The organism is Marivita sp. S0852 (assembly GCF_046591575.1).
Classification (GTDB): Bacteria; Pseudomonadota; Alphaproteobacteria; order Rhodobacterales; family Rhodobacteraceae; genus Marivita.
The window spans coordinates 514935-536653 of record NZ_JBIQWA010000004.1 but is presented as its reverse complement, the minus strand read 5'-3'; the positions used below and the strand labels follow the sequence as shown (position 1 = coordinate 536653).

At 58.9% G+C, this 21719-nt stretch carries 17 protein-coding genes; 7 read left to right on the top strand and 10 right to left on the bottom strand.

Going from position 1 to position 21719, the window contains the following annotated elements; translation table 11 throughout:
• Position 1: 1 nt before the first annotated feature.
• From adh to ACG74X_RS11720, 6 genes are all read right to left on the bottom strand, one after another.
• Positions 2 to 1522, bottom strand: coding sequence for an aldehyde dehydrogenase (gene adh / locus ACG74X_RS11745; protein WP_411234972.1), 1521 nt, complete (start codon positions 1520 to 1522; stop codon positions 2 to 4).
• 135 nt (positions 1523 to 1657) lie between these two features.
• On the bottom strand, positions 1658 to 2614 hold the full coding sequence (locus ACG74X_RS11740; RefSeq protein ID WP_411234970.1) for a helix-turn-helix domain-containing protein: 957 nt from the start codon (positions 2612 to 2614) through the stop codon (positions 1658 to 1660).
• Between the two features lie 272 nt (positions 2615 to 2886).
• A complete protein-coding gene (locus ACG74X_RS11735; protein WP_411234969.1) occupies positions 2887 to 3258 on the bottom strand; it encodes a response regulator in 372 nt (123 codons plus the stop codon).
• A 127-nt stretch (positions 3259 to 3385) separates the two neighbouring features.
• Positions 3386 to 3553: a hypothetical protein gene (locus tag ACG74X_RS11730; protein ID WP_411234968.1), complete on the bottom strand. Its 168-nt coding sequence runs from the start codon at positions 3551 to 3553 to the stop codon at positions 3386 to 3388.
• Positions 3554 to 3643: 90 nt separating this feature from the next.
• A complete protein-coding gene (locus ACG74X_RS11725; RefSeq protein ID WP_411234966.1) occupies positions 3644 to 3871 on the bottom strand; it encodes a hypothetical protein in 228 nt (75 codons plus the stop codon).
• Positions 3872 to 3903: 32 nt separating this feature from the next.
• Entirely contained in the window at positions 3904 to 4326 is a 423-nt protein-coding gene (locus tag ACG74X_RS11720) for an STAS/SEC14 domain-containing protein (RefSeq protein WP_411234964.1), read from the bottom strand.
• A 284-nt stretch (positions 4327 to 4610) separates the two neighbouring features.
• On the opposite strand from ACG74X_RS11720, the gene ACG74X_RS11715 reads away from it, so the two are divergent.
• The 7 genes from ACG74X_RS11715 to ACG74X_RS11685 all read left to right on the top strand — a co-directional run bounded on the left by ACG74X_RS11715 (position 4611) and on the right by ACG74X_RS11685 (position 15342).
• The gene (locus tag ACG74X_RS11715; protein WP_411234962.1) at positions 4611 to 8147 is read left to right on the top strand and encodes a chemotaxis protein CheB; all 3537 of its coding nucleotides are present in this window, start codon (positions 4611 to 4613) and stop codon (positions 8145 to 8147) included.
• A gap of 70 nt (positions 8148 to 8217) precedes the next feature.
• A complete protein-coding gene (locus tag ACG74X_RS11710; RefSeq protein ID WP_411234961.1) occupies positions 8218 to 9072 on the top strand; it encodes a sulfotransferase family protein in 855 nt (284 codons plus the stop codon).
• Between the two features lie 87 nt (positions 9073 to 9159).
• Positions 9160 to 10005, top strand: a complete 846-nt coding sequence (locus ACG74X_RS11705; RefSeq protein ID WP_411234959.1) for a UTP--glucose-1-phosphate uridylyltransferase — start codon at positions 9160 to 9162, stop codon at positions 10003 to 10005.
• An 8-nt stretch (positions 10006 to 10013) separates the two neighbouring features.
• Positions 10014 to 12062, top strand: coding sequence for an HAD-IIB family hydrolase (locus ACG74X_RS11700; protein WP_411234958.1), 2049 nt, complete (start codon positions 10014 to 10016; stop codon positions 12060 to 12062).
• Positions 12063 to 12066: 4 nt separating this feature from the next.
• The gene (locus ACG74X_RS11695) at positions 12067 to 13233 is read left to right on the top strand and encodes a glycosyltransferase (protein WP_411234957.1); all 1167 of its coding nucleotides are present in this window, start codon (positions 12067 to 12069) and stop codon (positions 13231 to 13233) included.
• On the top strand, positions 13230 to 14186 hold the full coding sequence (locus ACG74X_RS11690) for a glycosyltransferase family 2 protein (protein WP_411234955.1): 957 nt from the start codon (positions 13230 to 13232) through the stop codon (positions 14184 to 14186). The genes ACG74X_RS11695 and ACG74X_RS11690 overlap by 4 nt, the downstream gene beginning before the upstream one ends.
• 4 nt (positions 14187 to 14190) lie before the next feature.
• The gene (locus tag ACG74X_RS11685; protein ID WP_411234953.1) at positions 14191 to 15342 is read left to right on the top strand and encodes a glycosyltransferase; all 1152 of its coding nucleotides are present in this window, start codon (positions 14191 to 14193) and stop codon (positions 15340 to 15342) included.
• A gap of 28 nt (positions 15343 to 15370) precedes the next feature.
• Here ACG74X_RS11685 and ACG74X_RS11680 read toward each other — a convergent pair whose 3' ends face one another.
• The 4 genes from ACG74X_RS11680 to ACG74X_RS11665 all read right to left on the bottom strand — a co-directional run bounded on the left by ACG74X_RS11680 (position 15371) and on the right by ACG74X_RS11665 (position 21651).
• Positions 15371 to 15622 (bottom strand): hypothetical protein, encoded by a 252-nt coding sequence (locus ACG74X_RS11680; protein WP_411234951.1) that lies wholly within the window; start codon positions 15620 to 15622, stop codon positions 15371 to 15373.
• Positions 15623 to 15926: 304 nt separating this feature from the next.
• The gene (locus ACG74X_RS11675) at positions 15927 to 16298 is read right to left on the bottom strand and encodes a response regulator (protein ID WP_411234949.1); all 372 of its coding nucleotides are present in this window, start codon (positions 16296 to 16298) and stop codon (positions 15927 to 15929) included.
• Positions 16299 to 16303: 5 nt separating this feature from the next.
• Positions 16304 to 20998 carry a PAS domain-containing protein gene (locus ACG74X_RS11670; RefSeq protein WP_411234947.1) on the bottom strand — a complete coding sequence of 1565 codons (4695 nt, stop codon included), beginning with the start codon at positions 20996 to 20998 and terminating at the stop codon, positions 16304 to 16306.
• A gap of 377 nt (positions 20999 to 21375) precedes the next feature.
• On the bottom strand, positions 21376 to 21651 hold the full coding sequence (locus ACG74X_RS11665) for a hypothetical protein (RefSeq protein ID WP_411234945.1): 276 nt from the start codon (positions 21649 to 21651) through the stop codon (positions 21376 to 21378).
• Positions 21652 to 21719 lie beyond the last annotated feature (68 nt).

The following is a 21719-nucleotide window of genomic DNA, read 5'->3' as shown; positions in this document are numbered from 1 at the left end:
CTTAGAAAAAGCCAAGCTTGTTGGGGTTGTAGCTGACCAGCATGTTCTTGGTCTGCTGATAGTGATCGAGCATCATCTTGTGGTTCTCGCGCCCGATCCCGGATTGTTTATAGCCGCCAAACGCGGCATGGGCGGGATAGGCGTGATAGTTGTTGACCCAGACACGGCCCGCCTCGATCCCCCGGCCCATGCGGTAACAACGGTTGGCGTCGCGGCTCCAGACACCGGCGCCCAGGCCGTACATGGTGTCGTTGGCCAGCGCCAAAGCCTCGGCCTCGTCCTTGAAGGTCGTGACCGACACGACTGGGCCGAAGATCTCTTCCTGAAAGACGCGCATCTTGTTGTGGCCCTTCAGGATCGTCGGCTCGATGTAGAAGCCGCCGGAGATGTCGCCTGAAACATCGGCGATACCGCCGCCCGTCAGCACCTCGGCCCCTTCCTCGACACCGATGGTGAGGTAGGACATGATCTTGTCGCGCTGCTCCTCGCTGGCCTGAGCGCCGACCATGGTTTCCATGTCGCGCGGATCGCCTTGCTTGATGGCTTTCACCCGCGCGATGCAGCGTTCGATGAAGTCCTCGTAGATATCTTCCTGAATCAGGGCACGGCTGGGGCAGGTGCAGACTTCGCCCTGATTGAAGGCAAACAGCACGAACCCCTCGACCGCCTTGTCGAGGAAGACGTCATCCTCGGCCATGATGTCTGAAAAGAAGACGTTGGGCGACTTGCCGCCAAGTTCCAGTGTGACCGGGATCAGGTTTTTGGTCGCCGCCTGCATGATCTTGCGGCCAGTCTCGGTCGAGCCGGTAAAGGCGATCTTGGCGATGCGCGGGCTTTCGGCCAGCGCCGCGCCGACCTCGCCGCCGTAGCCGTTGACCACGTTCAGCACGCCGTCCGGCAGAAGATCTGCGATCAGTTCGGCCAGCACGAGGATCGCCGCCGGGGTCTGCTCGGCTGGTTTCAGAACGACGCAGTTGCCAGCCGCCAAGGCCGGGGCGAGCTTCCAAGCCGCCATCAGGATCGAGAAGTTCCATGGGATGATCTGGCCGACCACGCCGAGCGGTTCATGGTAATGATAGGCCACGGTATCGGCATCGATCTGGGACATCGTGCCTTCCTGCGCCCTGAGCACCCCGGCGAAATAGCGGAAATGGTCGATGGCGAGCGGGATATCGGCCGCCGTCGTCTCGCGGATCGGCTTTCCGTTGTCCCAGGTTTCCGCTCGCGCCAGAAGATCGAGATTCTCCTCCAGCCGGTCTGCGATCCTGAGAATTGTGTTCGCCCGCTCCGTCGCGGAAGTGGCGCCCCATTGCGCCTTTGCGGCATGCGCGGCGTCGAGGGCCAGGTCGACATCGGCCCGGCCCGATCTGGCGACCTGACAGAGGGTCTGCCCGGTGATCGGGGTGATGTTGTCGAAATAGGCACCGTCGACCGGTGTCACGAATTTGCCGCCGATGAAATTGTCGTATCGGTCCCGGAAGGGTGAGGCGTAAACGCTTTCGGGTTTGCTCATCTCGTTCATGGTTTTCCTCCTTTGACGAACCGGAACCTCCTCCCGGTTCGATATCCAGCATGTCACAGAGGTATCGGGCGGCGGAATGCAGCCAGGCAGGACCGTTGGGCCGTCCTGTCTCATCAGTGAGACAGTTGGCTGGTCTTACCGTTCGATTCCGAGTTTGCGCATCTGCCGATAGAGCGTGGCGCGTCCGATCCCGAGCAGACGGGCCGCCTTCGAGACGTTGCCATCCGCGCGCGCGAGCGCCCGCATGACCGTTGCCCGTTCGGCCTTTTCAAAACCCGTCGGGCCGTCGCCTCGCCCGAACAGGTCAACCGTCGGTCGGGGTTTGATCGGTCCGGTCGGCTCCAGCCCGAACATGCGGCGCGCGGTGCGGGTGGCACCGATCACCAGATCGTCTTCGTTCACCGCCAGAAGCGCTGTCGAATCCGCCCTGTCCGGGCCCGCCATGACGATCCGCGCATTCGGGAAGGTCGATCTGAAATGGCAGGTTTCGATGGCCTGGGCGGACTGCGATACCGCGGCGGACAGCAACCGGTTGAACCCCTCGGTTTCGTCCACACGCGCAGACGAGACGTCGAGTGCTGCCAGAATATGCCCATCCGCTCCGAAGATCGGCGCGTCCATGCAGCTGAGGGCCGTGTTGCGCGCGAAGAAATGATCGTCCCTGTGGATGGTCACCCGGCGCTTTTCGGCCAGGCAGGTGCCGATCCCGTTCGTGCCCTCGCGCGCCTCGCTCCAGTCGGCACCGGGATGCAGCCCCCAATCGCGGAAGGTATCGGCATCCGCATCGGTGCATCTGAGGTCGAGCACGATCCCGACCGCATCGGTCAACAGAACCCCGCAACCTGACGCGGCGACAAGGTTGAAGAGCTGATCCAGCTTCGGCGTTGCCAGCGCAAGTAGCCGGCCGAGTTCCTCCCGACGTCGGTCCAACTCGTGCGTTTCGATCAGATAAGGCGTTTTGTCATTGGACGGATCGAGGCCATAATGCTCCATCGAGCGCCGCCAGGAGGCCGCCAAAGGCGACCGCGCCGCATCGGCCCCGGACTCGACCGCGCGGATGACCCTGTCTGCATGATGCACTTGGTGCCGCATGATATGTCCTCCCCTGTGAGGCAGAGAGCGATTGGAACCGGGACAAGCGTACCGCATGGCGCGTTCCACGCCACTTTATTGCCTTCTTTGCGGATCGTAACAGATTCGACCCTTGATTTGACCCGAATGGATGATGTCGCCTTGAATGAGCGGTATTGCGCATATCATCGTGACCGTCGCTTGACATCGGTTCACTGTGTCAGCCCGAATTCACGCAGGGCCGAAGGTTCAGATGTGCAGGCCCGGAAACTGTTTGGTACGATGAATTCGTGTTATTTTGCCGAGGTGGACAAAATCTGCTCAAGTGTTTGCATCAAGTCTTGTTCGTTGACGGGTTTCGCCAGACGTTTTGCAGATTTAAGGGGGTCAGGCATGTCCATAATTTCTGGAGAATAGCCGGTCAGGAACACGATCGGCACACCCATTTCCTGCAATTCGAGTGCGACGGGAAGGCTGTGTTCATCGCGACCAAGGTTTACATCAAGAAGCGCAAGATCAGGTCGGTTTGTCTTTAAAACCTTGCGCGCCTCTGACAGTGACCGACACGGCCCAAGAACGGCGTATCCCCGTGCTTCAAGGGTCAATTCCATGTCCATGGCGATGATTGCTTCATCTTCCAATAGTAAGATCTTTGGCGCAGCCATGTTTCCCTCTTTGCGCGTTCTACTTTAGACAAATGGATCAAACACCAATTCGATCCGGGCCGTCGGATATCGGAATGTGTGGTGCTTTGTTGCTGACACATAGGGCCAGCAAAACCCCATTGGAGCGTCAAGGAAGGATTGCGATGATCCGTCCTTCGAAGAACAGCAAGACGCATAGAAATCCTATGGCACCGATTGCCATTCCGATCAGCAGCGCACGATTGCGTTTGTGTTCGGCGTAAATGCGCGGCTCATGGTTTCCTTGCCCATTTGCGTCATCTGGAGTTTTTGGCACGGGTGCCTCCAATTCGTGGGGCGCAAGCAGCGGTCTTGGCTGGATTGCACGTGACACTCGCGCCCGGACCGCCGCTTGTGTGTCACGCCATCAGCCGCGTTCGTTCGGGTCTTCCTCGATCGCGGTTTTCAGCTTTTGGGCAAGGGCGGTATCTGCATCGGCGTCATCAATAGCCGCAGCCACATCTTCCGGCGGAGACCCGTCGGTGTCCGCATGGGTGGGATCGCCGTGCTTGCCCGCGTCGGACTTCAGCGAATGGTGATTTTTCGAACCAGGATAGTCGGTCGAAATGTCTTCGGGATCGGGTTTTGTCGCCATGGTGAAACGCTCCTTGGGGTAGGTTGGAAAGATCAGGCTGGCGTGGATGTGGTTGCATCAGATGTCGGGCGTGCGCCGACAAAGGCCCAGGCATTATCTGCTTCGCTTGCATCAAAGGCGCGGGCTTCGACCGGGATCACCTTGTCGGACCATTCAATCATCTTGCCGGCCCGGTCTGGGGCTGCGATCACGGCATAGCGCCGGACCTTGGACCACGACCGCATATGCGCTTTCATCACGTCCCCGTCAAACATCGCGTCCATGTCGCGCCCGGTCATGCCGCCCATGTCGATCAGCATGTCGACCTTGTCTTCGGTCGTGTCGAACACCTTGTTCATGTACTCGGCCATTGCCTCAAGATCGTCGTCATCGACATGGCCAGTGATCCGGAATGCGTGCAAATTGGGGGCCGTGGTTTCGATCTTGGATATCGACCCGTGTTTAAATGTGCTCATCTCAGCAACCTCCTAAGCGATCAAGCCCGCAGGAAATATGCAAGCGGGACAGGTTTCATTGCTGATAGAACACCCGCCATGTCTTTCCGGTTCCCAGATAAAATTGAAGAGACCTACGCCGGACTCCGATCACCAACGGCCGGTTGAAAATATGTATGACAGGCGTAAATTTATCGTGACACGTCACTGGGGGTGTGTCAGTCTTGGTTGACACTCTATCTGCTCGGATCTTCTGAAGCGCCTTTGGTGCCACGCCGCTCCCTGCCTTTACGGACCTGCGGCCCATGACTCCTCGCGACATTTCAAACGACACACCCATCGTGGGCATTGGTGCCTCTGCTGGTGGGCTGGAAGCGCTGCATGCGTTTGTTCGGGCAATCCCGAAACAAAGCGGTGCATGCTATGTGATCGTGCAGCATCTTTCCCCGGATCAGCAGTCGATCATGGATCAGCTTCTGCAACCCGATTGCGCGATCCCGGTGACGCAGATCACCGACGGGGAAGAGGCGAAACCCGATCACGTGTATATCGTGCCGCCGGGTGTGACGCTGCGCCTGACGGATGATCATTTCAAGCTGGACCAGCGAAACAAGACCCGTGCTGTGTTCCGGCCTATCGACCTGTTTTTCACATCGCTGGCCGAGGTGAAGGGCAGGGACGCCTATTGTGTCGTCCTGTCCGGGACGGGCAGCGATGGCACCGAAGGGTTGAAGACCGTCAAAGCGCAGGGGGGCTATGCGCTGGTGCAAGACAGCGGCGGCGCGCGGTTCCCCGGCATGCCGGACAGCGCCAAGGCCACAGGGCTCGTCGATATGGTGCTGCCTGCGGGGCAAATCCCAGGACGCCTGACCGAAATCATGCATCACCGTCGCCGTCTGATGGGCGATGAGGCGCAAGAGGCCTTGCGGCACACGGTCGAGAAAAACCTGAGCGAGATCACCGCGCTTTTGGCAGACGCGTCGGGCAATGATTTCTCGGAATACAAGCCTGGAACGCTTGTCCGGCGGATCGAACGGCGCATGAATCTGATGCGGATCGGCAAGGTTGAGCAGTTTCTGGAAACCTTGCGCGCCGACCCTTCGCAGGCCGAGCTTTTGGCGCAGGAATTTCTGATCGGCGTGACCCAGTTCTTCCGCGATCCCGCAGCGTTCGAGGCGCTGCGCAAAAAGGTCGTGCGCCCGTTGGTCACGCGCGATCAGAGCAACATTCGTGTGTGGGTGCCGGGCTGTTCCTCGGGAGAGGAAGCCTATTCCATCGCGATGCTGTTTCTTGAAGAGATCGAAGCCGCAGGCACACGCCAGAACCTGCAGGTTTTTGGCACAGATATTGATGTGCCAGCCCTAATCGCGGCGCGGGCCGGGGTCTTTTCGCCCGCTGCGGTCGAGGTCATGGGCGAAAAACGGCGGGACCGGTTCTTTTCGGTCGACGCGGGCCACTACCGCGCAAAACCGACGTTGCGGGAAACCTGCGTATTCGCGCCGCACAATCTTGTTCAGGACCCGCCGTTTTCGCGGCTTGACCTGATTTCGTGCCGCAATCTGATGATCTATTTGTCGTCGGACCTGCAAAAGCGTGTCATTCCGCGCATGCATTTTGCCTTACGCGACGGGGGGCATCTGTTCCTGGGCCCGTCCGAGGGTATTTCGGGCGAGGACGATTTGTTCAGCGTGGTTGACAAGACGCACCGCATTTTCGCGCGCAACAACAATACCGGCACGCGCTATTCGGCGCTCACAGATCCGGTGCCGCGTCCGCGCCCGCTTGAACATAGCGTGACGCGGGATGCCATGATGTCGGTCTCGTCTGCGCAGTCGGAAAAAGCGCGCGAAGCGGTGGCCGAGCATGAATTCCTCAGCCGCTTTGCCGCGCCCTTTGCGCTGATCACAGCCAGCGGTGATATTGTGTATCTATCGACCCGCATGACCGATTTCGTGGCCCCCGAACATGGTGTGCCGTCCAGCAACATTGATGCCTATCTTAAACGCGAACTGCGTTTGCCGGTGCGCAACGCCATGCGCGAAGCGAAAGAGACGGGCGAGATCGTGAAGTTCGAAAACATCCTGATCGACGATGCAGGCACGCCGATGTTTGTGGATATTAGCGTCGGCCGCACCCGGCAGGATGACGGGCTGTACCTGCTGTCGCTCAATCTGGTGCGGCATGTCGAACCGGGCACCGCAAGCGACGCCATCGCAAAGCGCGATGCGTCTGATCAGGACATGCTGGAGATCGAGAATTTCAACCTGCGGCGGCAACTGTCCTCGGCCTTGCAGGAATTCGAAGGGTCTGCGCAAGAGCTCAAAAGCTCGAACGAAGAACTGCTGTCGATGAACGAAGAGCTGCAAAGCTCGAACGAGGAGTTGGAGACAAGCCGCGAAGAACTGCAATCCATCAACGAAGAGCTTGAGACGGTCAATGCAGAGCTGCAGGAAAACAACGGGCTTCTGACGCGGGCGAACAGTGATCTAAAGAACCTATTTGAAAGCACCGATGTGGCGGTTTTGTTCCTGGATCGCAATTTCTGTGTGCGCAATTTCACGCCTGCCACGACACAGCTGTTCGGCATTCGCCCGCGCGACATTGGCCGTCCGATTTCGGACCTGTCGTCGAAGATGGATTATCCCGGCCTGATGGAAGACGCCCGCACCGTGGACGAAAGCCTGCGCGGTTTGGAGCGTGAAGTGCAGATTGACGCCACCGGCGAAACCTATCTGCTGCGAATGAAACCCTACCGAACGGTCGAGAACGTGATCGACGGCTACGCGCTTGCCCTTGTCGATATCACGAACCGCAAACGCTATGAGGATACGCTTGAACGGAACCGTCAGGATCTGGCCAAGCAATATGCGGAACTCGAAAACTTGTACGACACCACGCCTGTGGGGCTGGCGCTGATTGGCCGGTCGTTTGAGTACCTGCGGATCAACACGACGCTGGCGGCGATTGATGGCAAACCGATCGAGGATTACGACGGCAAGACCATCCCCGATGTCATTCCCGAGGTCGCCGAAGAGGTACTGCCGCTTTACGAAGAGGTGTTCCGCACCGGAACGCCGCGTCTTGATGTCGAGATCAACACGACATTGCCCGAAACCGGGGATGAGCTGCGCCATTTCATCGGGGATTTCTATCCTGTCCGGGTCGATGGCGAGGTCTATGCCGTTGGGGTGTGCGTGCGCGAGGTCACGAAGGAATCGCGCATGATGCAGGAACTTGCCGCCCAGGCCGAGCGTCAGACACTGTTGATGGGGGAATTGCAGCACCGTGTGAAGAACACACTGGCGACGATCAACGCCATTTCAAAGCTGCTTCTCAAACCCGGCGACAGTGCCGAGGAATACCAAGAGCGCCTGATGCGCCGTATCCGTGCCATTGCGCGCACCCATGATCTTTTGACCAAGGCGGATTGGACGGATGTCACGCTGGATCAGATCGTTGAGGCCGAACTTGCCCCCTACGCCCGCGTCGGTGAGATGCGGTATGACCGCCACGGACCGGGCCTGAACCTGACATCCAGCGAGGCGGTGTCCTTGGGTATGGCGTTGCACGAACTGGCAACGAATGCCGCCAAATACGGTGCCCTTTCGGAGGCCGAGGGCCGGGTGCGGATCGTAACCGAGATGACACCCAACGCGGATGGCAGCACCCATGTGACCCTGACGTGGAAAGAGGTCGGCGGACCGCCAATCGACACCACACCCGAGCGCAAGGGGTTTGGCAGTCTTGTTCTGGAAAAGGTTCTGACCCGCGATCTGAATGCGGAGGTCTCGATTGAATTCCTGCCTGATGGTCTAAGATTTACGGCCCGTTTCAACCGTTAAACGCGGCGCCTTGGGGATGCCATAACGGCGTTTTGGCGGAACCCGATCCGGTTTCATCGGGTTACCCCGGATGCAGCATGTCATTACAGATCAGTCCACCCGGCGCACAAACACTCCGCGCTATTGCTTTATCGCCGGCTTGCATCGGTCTGGCACGACGCTTTTGGCGCGTCTTCTGGGCGCGCATCCCGACATTGCGCCGCTAACCTGCCCCTATGTGCCCGAGGATGAAGGGGCCTATTTGCAAGGGGCCATTCCGCACACCGCTCGGTGCGGTGTTCCGGGCGCGTTTGCGTTTGATCCGGATCAGCATCTGACCGAACACAGCCCCTGGAACACCAATGAAGTGGCAAACAGGATCAGGCAGGACTGGTCCCCTTGGTTTGCCAAAGCTACGCTGTGGCGGCTTGAGAAGTCACCGGTCAACCTGTTGCGTATGCGGCTCTATCAGCAGCTTTTTCCGATGGCGCATTTCATCGTGATCACACGACATCCTGCGGCGGTATCACAGGCCACGGCCAAATGGTCGGATGCCGGGGCAGGCCGTCTGATGGATCATTGGCAGGCGGCGCATGAGATCGTGTTGACCGATCTGACATATCTGCATTGCGCGCTTGTTCTGCGCTACGAGGATCTGTGTGCCGATCCGCAAAGAACTCTGTCGGCCGCGATGCGGTTTCTTGATCTTGAGACTGTGCCGGTGCCGGTCTCGGATCTGCGCGACGGCACTGCGAACTATGCGCCGTGGCCTGACCATCCGCTGCCGCCTGTGGCATTGACGCTGGGCTACGCGGCAGAGAGTTTGCGACCTAACGGCCCCATGCCGATTGATGTGTCAGTCCGGCATGTGTTCCGCGCTGTGCGCGAGGGCACGGCGGCTTTGCTTGACCCTGCAAGTGGCTGCAATCCGCTGATCTCTCCGTGATATTTTCGTGCGACGGGCACTGCAGGGAACCCGATTGCGCGTCGGGCCGTTGGGCTTGCATCTCCGGTTTTCAAAGGATGCACGATCATGCCGCTTCGCTCTGTCATTTTGCCGGTTGCCGGACAAGGCACCCGTATGCTGCCCGCCACTAAGTCGATGCCAAAAGAGCTTTTGCCTGTCTACGATACGCCGCTTTTGCACTTCGCATTGCAAGAGGCGGTTGCAGCAGGGGCGGAACGGATTGTGCTGGTCTCGCACCCCGAGAAATCCGCGATCGAGGATTTTCTGCGCGATGATCTGGCCGCCATCGAAGAACTGATGCGGCGTGGTAAAACCACCGAAGCGGACGCGTTGCGCGCGATGCAACTGCCTGACAAGGTGGATGTGCGCGTGGTGTATCAGGACGCCCCGAAAGGGCTGGGCCATGCGGTTCTATGCGGCGCAGAGGACATTCTTGACGGTCCGGTTGGTGTGATCCTGCCAGATGATGTGCTGTTCAGCGGCCGGTGTCTGCGCGACATGGGGCAGGCCTATGGTGTGGCGGGCTGCACCAACCTTGTCGGGGCAATGAAGGTTGCTGCGGATCAGACCAGCAAATACGGGATCTTCGATTGCCAGAAGACTGGAGGCGCGACACATCCCGCCCGTGGAATTGTGGAAAAGCCCGATCCGGAAAACGCCCCGTCGCGTCTTGCGGCTGTCGGGCGGTATGTTCTGACGCCTGCGATTTTTGACCAGCTGCAAGAAACCGCGCCGGGTGCGGGTGATGAAATTCAACTGACCGATGCGATTGACGCGATGGGCGGGCTGCACGCGTTTCCGATCGCCGAAACCCGGTTCGATTGCGGTAGCAAGTCGGGTCTACTGAATGCCTCGAACGCGTATTTCAAGCTGTGCAGGGCGGACCGCCAAACCGCGATCGCGGCAGAGTAAGTGTCGTGATGCGGACCGGAATAGTCAGGCAGAATGGCCTGCGCATTATGCATGTGGCCCTTGGTGGGTGCCTGCATGGCGGCGACATTGATTACGGCGTAACCGAAGATACGGGCGGGCATATCGCCTATGTCATGGGGGCCGCGCGCGCGCAGGCAGAGCGTGCCGATGTCGCGCATGTCGAAATTGTGACACGCGCTTTTGACGATGCTGGCCTTGGGCGCATTCACGCGCAAGAGCGTGAGGCGTTTCACCCGAACGGCACGATATCGCGGATCTGGTCGCGGCGGCGCGGCTATCTTGAGAAGGATGATCTGGTTGCGGACCTGCCATCGCTGATCATGGCTTTCCTTGAGCACTTGCGAGCCGGACCCAAGCCTGATGTCATACATGCGCATTTCAGCGATGCTGCAACGCTGGCGCGCGCTGCGGAACGTACTTTTGGCATTCCCTGGGTGTTCTCGTCACATTCTTTGGCGATGGAGAAGTCGGGCAATGCCGATCCGGCACGTGTGGCGCGCGAATGTGATGCGATCCGGGGTGCCGGGGCGATTATCGCGTCGTCGCGGGACGAGGCCGAGCGTCAGATCGTGGCGGGCGATGCCTCTGCCGCCGGTCGGGTGCGGCGGATCAGCCCCGGAGTGACATTGCTATCCGACGTGGGGACAGATGGCGCACGGGCGTTGATCGCACCTCGGTTGACCCGGCCAGAAAAACCCATCCTTCTCGCCATCGCGCGGCCTGTGTGGAAGAAAAACCTGGCCGCGCTTGTCGAGGCATATGCGGCTGATGCGGATCTGCGCGCGGCGGCAAATCTGGTTATCCTTGCGGGCCAGCATGCGGGCCTGTCCCGAGGAGAGTCAGAGGCGGCGCAAGTGCTGACCGATCTGCGCGCACGGATTGCGCGACACGGTCTGACGGGACAGGTTGCTTTGCCTGCGTCGCATACCGCCCGCGACGTGCGCGCGCTTTATGCGCTGGCGGCGCAGAGTGGCGTGTTTGTTAATCCTGCCGTGACCGAGCCTTTTGGCCTGACCGTGGTCGAGGCCGCGCAGGCCGGATGCCCGGTGGTGGCAACCTGTTATGGCGGTCCGCCGGGAATTCTGGAAGACATCGGCTATGGCCGGGTGATTGACCCGCAAAAACCGAACGACATCGCGGCGGCCTGTCTTGATCTGTTGCGCGACCCGGATCGGTCGGCGCGGACGACCCAAGCGGCCCAACGTGCGGAGCGTTTGTTCAGCTGGGCGCGATGGGCGGATCGGTCGGTGCGGGTGTACCGCGATCTCAGGCGGCCTGCCGCTGTGACGCGACCGCTGCGTCGGCTGATCGTGTCGGACATTGACGGTACGCTGACCGGGGATCGACAGGCAGCAACCGATCTGGTGCACTTCCTTGCGCATCGGCGTGACGTTGGTTTTACCGTGGCCACCGGTCGGTCGATATCCGAGGCGCGCCGCGTGTTGGCCGAATGGCGGTTGCCAGAGCCGGATACGATCATCGCGTCGGTTGGTTCAGAAATCTGGCACCATAGCGGCCAAAGCGCCTATGCGTTGGATCACGATCATGTCGAAGCGATGAGCCAGGATTGGCAGCCGGAGCGTATCCGCTTTCTGGTTAATGCGCTTGGCGTGACACCGCAGCCAGCGCATGATCAGCGCCGTTGGAAACTGTCGTATTTTGCGGATGCGGCAACCGCTGGCAAGATCAGGGATATGTTGCAAACCGTTGGTCTGGCGGTGCGCGTTATCCATTCGCATGGGCGCTTTCTGGATATCCTGCCCGTCAGGGCTGGGAAAGCTGCGGCGATGGCGCATGTGGCGGCGCAACATCGGCTGAGCGCGCGAGATTGCATCGCGTGCGGGGATAGCGGCAATGATGCCGATATGCTGCAAGCCGCAGGGTGTGCGGTCTTACCAGCCAATGCGCTGCCCGAGCTGGACGGGTTGAAAGGCCGGCACATTCTACGCAGTTCGGAGCGGTTTGCCGCCGGAACACTTGATTGTGTGCGCCGTGCGCTGGACGCATCTGCGGACGCATTGGTGGCGGCGGAGTAGGCGGATGTTTGATCAGTCACGACAAACCGGGCCGCGCCCGATTGGGATTTTTGTGCATCATCAGGGCCGGGGGCATATCGAACGCGCGTCGGACTTGGCCAACGCGTTGCCCGAATGGCGCCCGGTGACGCTGTTTTGCGCGCGGCCCGCTGCGTTCCCGGCTTTGCGTCCTGGGGTTGAGGTGGTTGCCCTGCCGTCGCTGTTTGAGCCGACGGGCGACGAAGCCTGTGAAATGGATGGCGTGGCGACGCCGGATGTCTTGCACTGCGCGCCGGTCGGGTGGCCCGGGATCAGGGCCGCAACCGCGCGGTTGGCGCACTGGTTCGACGCCGCGGACCCGGCGGTTTTTATCAGCGATGTGAGCGCCGAACTGGCCCTGTTCGCGCGCATCTGTTCGGTGCCGCATATCATGGTCCGCCAGCACGGCCAGCGCGATGATCCGGGCCACCAGGCGGCCTATGATGCGGCGATTGGAATGCTTGCGCCGTTCGATCAGGCGCTAGCGCAGCCGGATTGGCCCAAGCGCCAGCTCAATCAGACGTTCTTTGCCGGAGGGTTGGGCGTGGTTGCCGACATGCCCTCGCGCCAGACCGCGCGGGGCAGTCTGGGGATTGACGCTTCGGAAAAGCTGGCCGTGGTGGTTACGAGTGGCGATCCATCCGGCCTATCACAAGCCCCCATTGCCGTTGGCGCACGCACGTTTCCAGGTATGCGCTGGGCCACGATCGGCAATATTGCGCGCGACTGGCATGCGACCGAACCGCCGAACCTGGTGCATCAGGGCTGGGTCAATAACCCCGAAGCCTGGATTGCTGCGGCGGATATCGTGATCTCGTCCACGGGCAATACAACCTGTCATCAGGTTCTGGCCGCAGGGGTGCCATGGCTGACCATTCCCGAGTGGCGCTATTTCGATGAACAGGTCGAAAAGGCCAAGGCCCTTGCGCGGGCAAACGCGGCCACTGTGCGCCGCCATGCGCCATCATCCGCTCAGGCCTGGCGAGAGGCGCTGGCTGAAACTTTGGACACGCACGAACGAGCGTGCGCGAAAGCGCTTTACGATCCCGATGCCGCGACCAAGGCCGCTGAATGGCTTGAATCCCGTATCGCCCGGTTTTGGGGCGATCAGGCCGACCGTCCCTTTCATTCCAGAACAGGAGAGTTGTCATGAACACCCCAACGGTTTCCGCCCTGACTATCGGCAAAGGCCGCCAGGCGCATCTGGAGAATGTGATCAAAGGGTTTTGTAAACAGACATACCTGCCTGACGAATTGATCATTGGCGTGATGGATCAGGACCCTTATGCCGATCTGCCCAATGCGCCGTTCCCGATCTTGCAGGTCCGCGTACCTGGCGATGCCCTGCCACTTGCCGCAGCGCGCAATTGCGTCGCTGACACGGCGCAGGGGGATCACATGCTGTTTGTGGATGTCGACTGCATCCCACACCCGGATTTCGTTGCCGATTGCATAGATCATCTGTCGGGCCAAACAGGTCTGATAATGGGAGAGGTTGCGTATCTTCCCAAAGGGGCCACGTCAGGCGGGATGAATTTCGACGCATTCGACCGCGTCGGGCAAAGGCATCCGGACAGGCAAGGCCCGCCGCCACACGGGCTTCGGCGGTGCAACGATTACCGGTGTTTCTGGTCGCTCAACTTTGCAATCTCGAAAGACGATTGGCGCGCTTCGGGTGGGTTCGACACGCGGTATGTGGGCTATGGCGGTGAGGACACCGATTTTGGCCGCACGCTTGATGCCAGAGCGATCCCGATCTGGTGGGCCAAAGGGGCCAAGGTCTATCATCAGTACCACCCGCATGCGATGCCGCCGGTGCACCATATTCATTCGGTTTTGCGCAATGCAGAGGTGTTTGCCGATAAATGGGGGCATCGTACGATGGAACACTGGCTGCGCGCGTTCCGTCTTATGGGGCTGATCGACGACACCGAAGACGGCTTGCAGGTTGTGCGTCTGCCCGATGACAGGGATTTCGCGTTATGCGCCCAGCAATCGGATGAGCCGTTCGCCACGACGCGACGCACGTTGGACACGCTGGAACACGGCGACTGGCGGATTGCAGATCGCAAGCGCGGCCAGGATGCCTCATGGGCAGCAGAGTAACCCCATGCGCCCGCTGCGCATTGCCGTTCTCGCACATATCCGACACCCCATCGCAGAGCCGTTTCGCGGCGGGATGGAGGCACATGCGCATCAGCTTGTGCATGGGCTAGCGGATCGTGGCCATGATGTGACGCTCTTTGCGTCGGGTGACAGTGTCGTCGATGTGGCCCTGCGCCCCCTGGTGCCGGAGCATTACGATGCCGTATATCCGTGGCATGATTTTCACGGCACCGACGCGCTTAATGCGCATCTTGATGCGGCGTTTGAAGATTGTTTGCCCGAACTTGCAGGCTTTGACGTGGTGCACAACAACTCGCTGCACCGCTTTCCGCCGCGCCACGCCCACAGCGTCGGCATCCCCATGATCACGTCACTGCATGTTCCGCCGTTCGGTGCGCTGCAACGCGCGGTTCATTATGCGGATGCGCCCTGGATACGCTATACGGCCTGTTCGGATCATCTGCTGCAAAGCTATTGGCCCGATGGCATGACGCACCGCGCGTGTGTTGTGCCCAACGGGATCGATACGTCGCGCTGGCCGGTGTCGCAGCGAGGCAATGGAGAGGCGGTCTGGGCTGGGCGGATCACACCGAACAAAGCTCCGCATATGGCCGCGCACGCGGCCCGGATGGCGGGGATTCCGCTGACGATTTTCGGCGTGATCGAACATGAGGATTATTTCAAAGACGAACTGCGCCCGCTTTTGTCGCAGAACATCCGCTATGGCGGTCACGTGTCCAGCGATGATCTGGCATCAGTTGTCAGTGCCGCGTCTGTATTTGTGTTCACGCCGCTGTGGGATGAACCTTTTGGCCTTGTCGCGGCAGAAGCGATGATGTGCGGAACCCCCGTTGCCGCGTTCGACAAGGGCGGAGTGCGCGAGGTGATCGGCGAGACCGGCGGCGCATTGGCGGCGGCGGGCGATACGCAGGCCCTCACTGGGGCCATCGCGCAGGCGCTATCCAAGGACCGGTTGGCAGTTGCTCGGGACGCGCGGTTCCGCCTGTCGGCAGAGCGTATGCTGTCGGCATATGAAGCGCATTACAGCGCTGCGATGGACGCGGCGAAGGTTGAAAACAGGGTGTCGACCTTTGAGCGCGGGGATAGCAAAAGCGCTTCTGCCAGTGCTGCGTCACGGATCGCCATGAATCTCTAAACGGTCGCCCGGCGAAGGGCGTTTTGTCCTAGACCTCGGGTTCATTCACGCGGGGGACCGCGTCGGTGCGGTCTTTGCGCGTATGATCCCAGTTCGGGTCATTGCGTTTGATCTGTCTGGAAATGACATAGGCAACCGGCCATGACAGCGCATAGCCAATCGCGACCGCGCCCAGAATTGGCACCCAGCCGTAATAGCCGAACGTAAACGCGATAATAACCAATGTGCCGGTCAGAACCGCGCCGGTCATCATTGTCAGGTAGATACTCAGTCTGTCCATCATGAACCTCCTGGTTCAAGAACGGTTGTCTTGCGAGGCGGGTTCCATGCCGTGGGAAGTATTTGATCGTGCGTTTCGAACGATTGAGGTGCGGCGCTGTGTGTCGAGACAACATCACAGGCACAATAGGTTTGTCTGTTGTCTCACATTCGCAAATTGGCCCGATCGGGCAAAGCCTGTCGCGCGCTTGCAGGCGTATCCAAACAGATGCAACGAGCGAGACGGCGAGATACGATCCTGCGGGTGATGGGATCAACAAAGCAGCGATAAGAGCGTCGGCGGCTTATATCGGGCCGCTGTTTTTCTATGCCATCGCGACGTCGATCATTTTGGCGACGCGCCGGGGGTCAATCGGTTTGGTCAGGCATTTGACGCTAGAATATTTTTCAATCACCGGATGAGAGGATGCGCCGTATCCTGTGAGGAAATAAAACGGGCAGTTCAATTCCGTCAGCTTTTGCGCCACCGCTTCGCTGGTTTTGTCGCCACCAAGGTTCAGGTCCAATACGGCGAAATCGGGTTTTTGGTCTTTGATCGATTCCAACGCGGCGTCTGACGTTTTGAACGGTCCCTGCACGACGAAGCCGTAATCTTCCAAAGTCATTGCGACGTCGAGACCAACGATGATTTCGTCTTCGACGACAAGCACAGATGTCTTTTTGGCCGAATCACGCATGTTTTTCACTCTTTGTGATCATTTGTTACAATTTTACACCGGAACCCCTCAGGGTTGTAGTCCATTTCCACACTTGCGCAAAAATCCTCCGGCAAGATCCGCTTGAGCAGGAATGACCCGAACCCCTCTTGAGCCGGGGGTGTCACTTTGGGTCCGCCGCTTTCTTGCCATTCCAGAGTTTTCAGCATGCCATTCGCGCTGGTAATGGTCACGCGCACCTGTCCGGTATCGTTTTTCAGCGCGCCGTATTTCGCGGCATTTGTTGTGAGTTCGTGAATTCCAAGCGAAAGAGACTGCGCTTTGTCCGCATCAACAACAACGTCTTTTCCTTCAAGGACAAGTCGGTCGGATTGAATATCGACATAGGCTGCCATCTCGTCTTGGATGATCTCGTAGATGGATTGCCCGCTCCAATCTGTGCGTGTGAGAGCATCATTGGTTCGAGAAATCGCCGCCAGCCGTTGGCTGAGCGATGCAACCAAATCGGCTTTGGTGTCGCTGTGCCTTTCTGTAAACCGTGTAATCGCCTGCACCGTGGCCAGCGAGTTTTTGACCCGGTGCTGCAATTCGGCCAAAAGCGTGTCTTTGCGCGCTTCGGCTTCCTTGTACGGGGTGATGTCGATGCCGGAGGGGACGATTTCCTTGACTGAACCGTCATCATCGAGGTTCGGCACAAGTTTCAATTCCAGCACCCGCTTGTTGCCCCCTGCCACCTGGATCGTGCATTCGGTTTTTACGGTCTTGCCCGTCGCCGCTTCGGCAACCCAGTTTTGCAACTCCTGCTGTTGGTCCGGATCGTGCTGCCACCAGAAGCCGTCCCAGAACGGTTTCCCGATCACGTCTTCGCGGTCAAGATTGCCTGCAGTCAGGGCGTGTTCGTTCGCTTCCAAAAGAACGCCGTCTGTGTTCAAGAGGCCGAGGAAAGAGCCAAGACTGTTTTGAATTCCGGCAAGACGGTGCGTCGTCGTGCGCAACGCTTCGCGTGCCACCACGAGATCGGTGATATCGGTGTTGAACGACATCGTACCAGCCACAGCGCCTTTTTCATCGAACCACGGTTGAATGATCTGTTGATAATAGGTGGTTGAGCCATCCGGCCCTTCCAGTTTCGCTGGGAGTTCGTCAGTCAAACTTGGTTCGCCGGTTTTCCAAACCTGTTCGATCCGCTTGAATATGCCTTGCCCTTCAAGTTCGGGCATCGCCTCTCGCATCGGTTTGCCGATCAGATCGCTACGGCCCATCACCTTGTCGTGCAGGGGATTGGTGTAGATGTAGCGATGTTCTGGGCCTTCGAAAATTGAAATAATCGCCGGGGCCTGATCGAACAACCGCGCCATGCGTGCTTCGCTGGCCTTCAACCGTTTCGCCCAGGTTTCCTGTTCTTTGCGCGCGTTGACCAGTTCGGTGACTTCAAACGCATAGGTGACCACACCGCCGACGTTTCCATCTTCATCGAACCATGGTTGAATGGTCTGGCTGAACCAAGATGTTTTCTCTGATCCGGGCTGGCCGAACGTGGCCTCGAATTCTTCCCGTTCAAGTGCTTCGCCGGTGGTGAAGACCTGATCATATGCGTCGTAGAGCCCAAGTTCTCTGAGTTCGGGGAAGGCTTCTGCCAAGGGGCGCCCCAGCTGTTCCCGGTCTTCAAAGAAGGTTAATTGTTGGGGATTGCAGTAGGTAAAGACATGATCCGGCCCTTCGAGCATGGCGATAAAGGCAGGTGTGGCACCGAATATGCGGTGTAGCCGTGCTGCGCTTTCCTCAGCGCGTTTCGAGGCGGCAACAGCTTCTCGTTCCATACGCCGCGCGTCTGTGATTTCGCGCACACAGGTACCCACGGCAAAGGTTTCGTCCCCATCCTTGATCGGGTAATAATCCACGATCCATTCCCGTGACACGCCCGGCTCGGCGGGTGTTTCGCCTGTGACCTCTATGCCCCTGATAGCGTCTCCGGTCGTCAGAACCTGCATCTGGATATCGCTTATGCGACTGTCGATATCCGGGATCAAATCGGATTGGCGTACGCCGATATGGTCTTCGACAGGGAAACCATTGATCGCCGCCAGTTCTGAATTGATCCGCAGCCAGCGCAACTCCCTGTCCATCAATGACAAACCGACCGGTGTGCTGTCATAAAGCGTTTCCAGTTCGGCATATTGTTCGCGCAGCACGCGGGCGTTGTCCTTCAACTGCTGTTCATTGTGTTTGCGCCGCGTGATGTCGATGAACGTGATGACGGTTCCGTCAAGGCGGTCATCAATCGTGCGGTACGGTTTGACCTGCACCTGAAAGCTTTGCCGCGTTTTAGGGACATGCACTTCACGTTCAAAAGGCTGAAGCGTTTCCAGGACATGCGCCGCATCCTCGGCAAGTTCGGGGTAGTCCACGCGCGCCGCAAGGTCGGCGATTTCGCGGCCAAGATCGCGTTCGCGGACACCGTAAAGTTCCGAAAGGGCGGGGGTGAAGCGCCGCACGCGCAGGTCGGCATCAAGAAACAGGGTCGCGATATCGGTGCTTTCGAGAAAGTTTTTGAGATCACTGTTGGCGCGGCTGAGTTGGCGGTTGTTTTCGGTCAGTTCGGCGTTGATGGTTTCAAGCTCTTCGTTGATCGACTGCAATTCCTCGCGCGAGGTTTCGAGCTCCTCATTGGCGCTTTGCAGCTCTTCGTTCATCGACAAAAGCTCTTCATTGGCGCTTTGCGCTTCCTGGGTGGCGCTTGCGAATTCCCGTTCGACGGTTTCAAGCCGCCGGTTGGCCAGGGTCAACTCGCGCTGCACCACGGCGGCACTGGCGGCCTGATCCGCGTCGAGCGTGATCTCGTGTCCTTCGCGTTGGCGCACTTCGTGAAGCACCACCAAATGCCCGCCAGACCCTTCGGGCATGGGGGCCGCACTGATGTCGAAAAGATGCGTAGTGCCGTCCCGTTCGACGACGACATTCTGCACCTCCGCTTGCGTTCCGGTGTCTCGGCTTTCGGACAATACTGCATGAACCGGCAAGCGCAGTTCGCGGCTTAGCAGGCTGTCGGTGGTCATCTCGGGCGCGCCGCTGACGGGTCGGACAAAGCGCGTCATCGCTTCGGATAGATACTGAATCCCTCCGCGCGCATCGACCACGGCGAATGGCGAGGCGTGTTGTTGCAGAAAGGTTTGCTCTGCCCGCTGTTCAAGCGTCTGGGGCAATATGGCATCGCCATTCGAAAGCGATTGCGGCACTTTTATAGGCAGGGGGCGCGATATCCCGCGCGACATCGGACTGCCGTCCAAAGCGGTGAACCGCGGTTTGGTGCTGTCGTTTCGACGGAACACCCGCGCGTTTCGGTCTATGCTTTCAAAAAGATCATCATTACGCCCCAATGTCTCGGACGGCCCCAAAAGCAGGATGCCTTTGGGAACAAGGCCATAGTGAAAGCGCGGCAAGACCGTTTTCTGCGCGTCGCCCGTCAGATAGATCATGACATTCCTGCAAGAGATCATATCCAGGCGCGAAAACGGTGGATCGCGCAAAAGGTTATGCGGTGCGAAAACGCAGATTTCCCGTATCGCCGATATGATCCTGTAAGAGCCGTTATCTTTGCTGAAATATTGGTTTAGCTGAGTATCGCTGACATGGGTCAGGGCGCTTTTTGTGTACGCGCCAATACGTGCATGACGCAGCGCGTTGATATCGACATCTGTTCCGAAAATCTGAAGCGGGCGTTTCCGATCCTGCCGGGCCATTTCTTCAAGAAAGACGATAGCAAGGGAATAGGCTTCTTCGCCGGTGGAACATCCGGGAACCCAGACGCGAAGGGATTCCGCATCGGAAGCGACAATGTCCCTGATCGCCCGTTTGCGAACGATGTCATAAATCTCGGGGTCTCTGAAAAACTCTGTCACGCCGATCAGGAAATCGCGGATCAGCGTGTTCCGTTCCTCGGGGTCTGATTTCAGCTTTTCGATATATTTCTCGACCGAAGGCTGGCGCAATAAGGACAGACGGCGTTGGACACGCCGTACGAGGGTTGGGGGTTTGTAGTCTTTGAAGCCGTGCTGTTGTTCAGGGTCCAGCAGATCAAGAAGGTCATCCAGCGCCGACAGGATGTCTTCGTTGATGTCCTCTCCGGATGTGCCGCTTTCCAGCTGCTCGCGGTAGTCCAGAATGTCGAGAATACGATCCGGCATGTCCGAAGGGCGCAAAACGAAATCAACAAGCCCGGTGGCAGCCGCGCTGTCCGGCATGCCGGGAAACCGTGCGCTTTTGCTTTCCTGAACCATCGTGGCTCCGCCAGCCGATTTGATCGCCCGAACCCCAAGAGTTCCATCCGATCCGGTGCCAGAGAGGACGATCCCGAACGCTTTTCGCCCAGATTCGTTTGCCAAAGAGGTAAAGAACCGGTCAATTGGCGTGCGCACGCCTTCTTCGCGCGCATGATCATGCAGTTTGAACCGGCCATCGGATATTTCCAGAAACGGTCCGGGTGGGATCACATGCACCACATCGGCTTGGATGGGGTCACCATCCTGAATCTGCCGCACATCCACCTTTGCATGCGCCGCCAAAAGCTTGTCCATAATCGACGGATGATCCGGTGCGAGGTGCTGCACGATGACAAATGCAATATCGCTGTCTTTGGGGATCGCCTGAACAAATTGCTGGAGCGCTTCCAGCCCTCCCGCAGACGCGCCGATGCCGACCAATGCTCTGTATGCCTGTTGCACGCTAACTCCCTTTGAAATGTATGTTCAACCATTCAATCGAATGTTCCTGAAAACGGCAAGTTGGCGTGACTGTAAGGCCGGATGGGGGCTTAATTCATTGGAAAAGGTCACAATCCGATCTGGTTCAAGAGACAAGCGCTTTTACGCTTGTGCATGTTCTGGGCGGGAAATCTTGTCTGACAAATTGACTGAGATTGGGGCTTGTCAGGCAACCAACCTCGCGCTGGGTCGGGCGGGTTTTCGAGATTTTTTGACGGGGTGGAAATGGTGTATCGAAAACAGAAATTCACCCGTGACGTAATTTGAGTGAAAGTTGGCAGAGGCGCACGGGAACGGCCCGCGCGCACTCTGCCAGCTTTCCAAGGCCGGTTTTTTGATCAGCGGCCGCGTAAGGCAATGCCGAGAAGAATTCCAATACCGGCGGCCCCGGCCAGTGCCAATGCGGGGTTTTCGCGGACGAATTTTGCACCTTCAGAGGATACGTTTTGCGTCGAGGTACTGACTTGCCTGCGCGCCGCTTCGGTGGTGTCCCGCACATGAGTGCGGGCCTGATCGAACGTCTCGCGGGCGGTGTCCGCCATGCTGTGGTGCCGGTCTTGCCCGTTGGTTTGATAGCTCGGCGTATAGGTCGTGTCGGGATGATAAGTGGTCATGTTGGATCTCCTTTCATGCCCTAAACGCTATGGCCTTTGCACTTGTTCCACGAGACTTGATCGTTGAC

Bases quoted from the DNA above. Each gene is read 5' to 3' on its own strand.
- adh (WP_411234972.1), bottom strand. From the start codon at position 1,522: ATGAACGAGATGAGCAAACCCGAAAGCGTTTACGCCTCACCCTTCCGG.
- ACG74X_RS11740 (WP_411234970.1), bottom strand. From the start codon at position 2,614: ATGCGGCACCAAGTGCATCATGCAGACAGGGTCATCCGCGCGGTCGAG.
- ACG74X_RS11735 (WP_411234969.1), bottom strand. From the start codon at position 3,258: ATGGCTGCGCCAAAGATCTTACTATTGGAAGATGAAGCAATCATCGCC.
- ACG74X_RS11725 (WP_411234966.1), bottom strand. From the start codon at position 3,871: ATGGCGACAAAACCCGATCCCGAAGACATTTCGACCGACTATCCTGGT.
- ACG74X_RS11720 (WP_411234964.1), bottom strand. From the start codon at position 4,326: ATGAGCACATTTAAACACGGGTCGATATCCAAGATCGAAACCACGGCC.
- ACG74X_RS11715 (WP_411234962.1), top strand. From the start codon at position 4,611: ATGACTCCTCGCGACATTTCAAACGACACACCCATCGTGGGCATTGGT.
- ACG74X_RS11710 (WP_411234961.1), top strand. From the start codon at position 8,218: ATGCAGCATGTCATTACAGATCAGTCCACCCGGCGCACAAACACTCCG.
- ACG74X_RS11705 (WP_411234959.1), top strand. From the start codon at position 9,160: ATGCCGCTTCGCTCTGTCATTTTGCCGGTTGCCGGACAAGGCACCCGT.
- ACG74X_RS11700 (WP_411234958.1), top strand. From the start codon at position 10,014: ATGCGGACCGGAATAGTCAGGCAGAATGGCCTGCGCATTATGCATGTG.
- ACG74X_RS11695 (WP_411234957.1), top strand. From the start codon at position 12,067: ATGTTTGATCAGTCACGACAAACCGGGCCGCGCCCGATTGGGATTTTT.
- ACG74X_RS11690 (WP_411234955.1), top strand. From the start codon at position 13,230: ATGAACACCCCAACGGTTTCCGCCCTGACTATCGGCAAAGGCCGCCAG.
- ACG74X_RS11685 (WP_411234953.1), top strand. From the start codon at position 14,191: ATGCGCCCGCTGCGCATTGCCGTTCTCGCACATATCCGACACCCCATC.
- ACG74X_RS11680 (WP_411234951.1), bottom strand. From the start codon at position 15,622: ATGGACAGACTGAGTATCTACCTGACAATGATGACCGGCGCGGTTCTG.
- ACG74X_RS11675 (WP_411234949.1), bottom strand. From the start codon at position 16,298: ATGCGTGATTCGGCCAAAAAGACATCTGTGCTTGTCGTCGAAGACGAA.
- ACG74X_RS11665 (WP_411234945.1), bottom strand. From the start codon at position 21,651: ATGACCACTTATCATCCCGACACGACCTATACGCCGAGCTATCAAACC.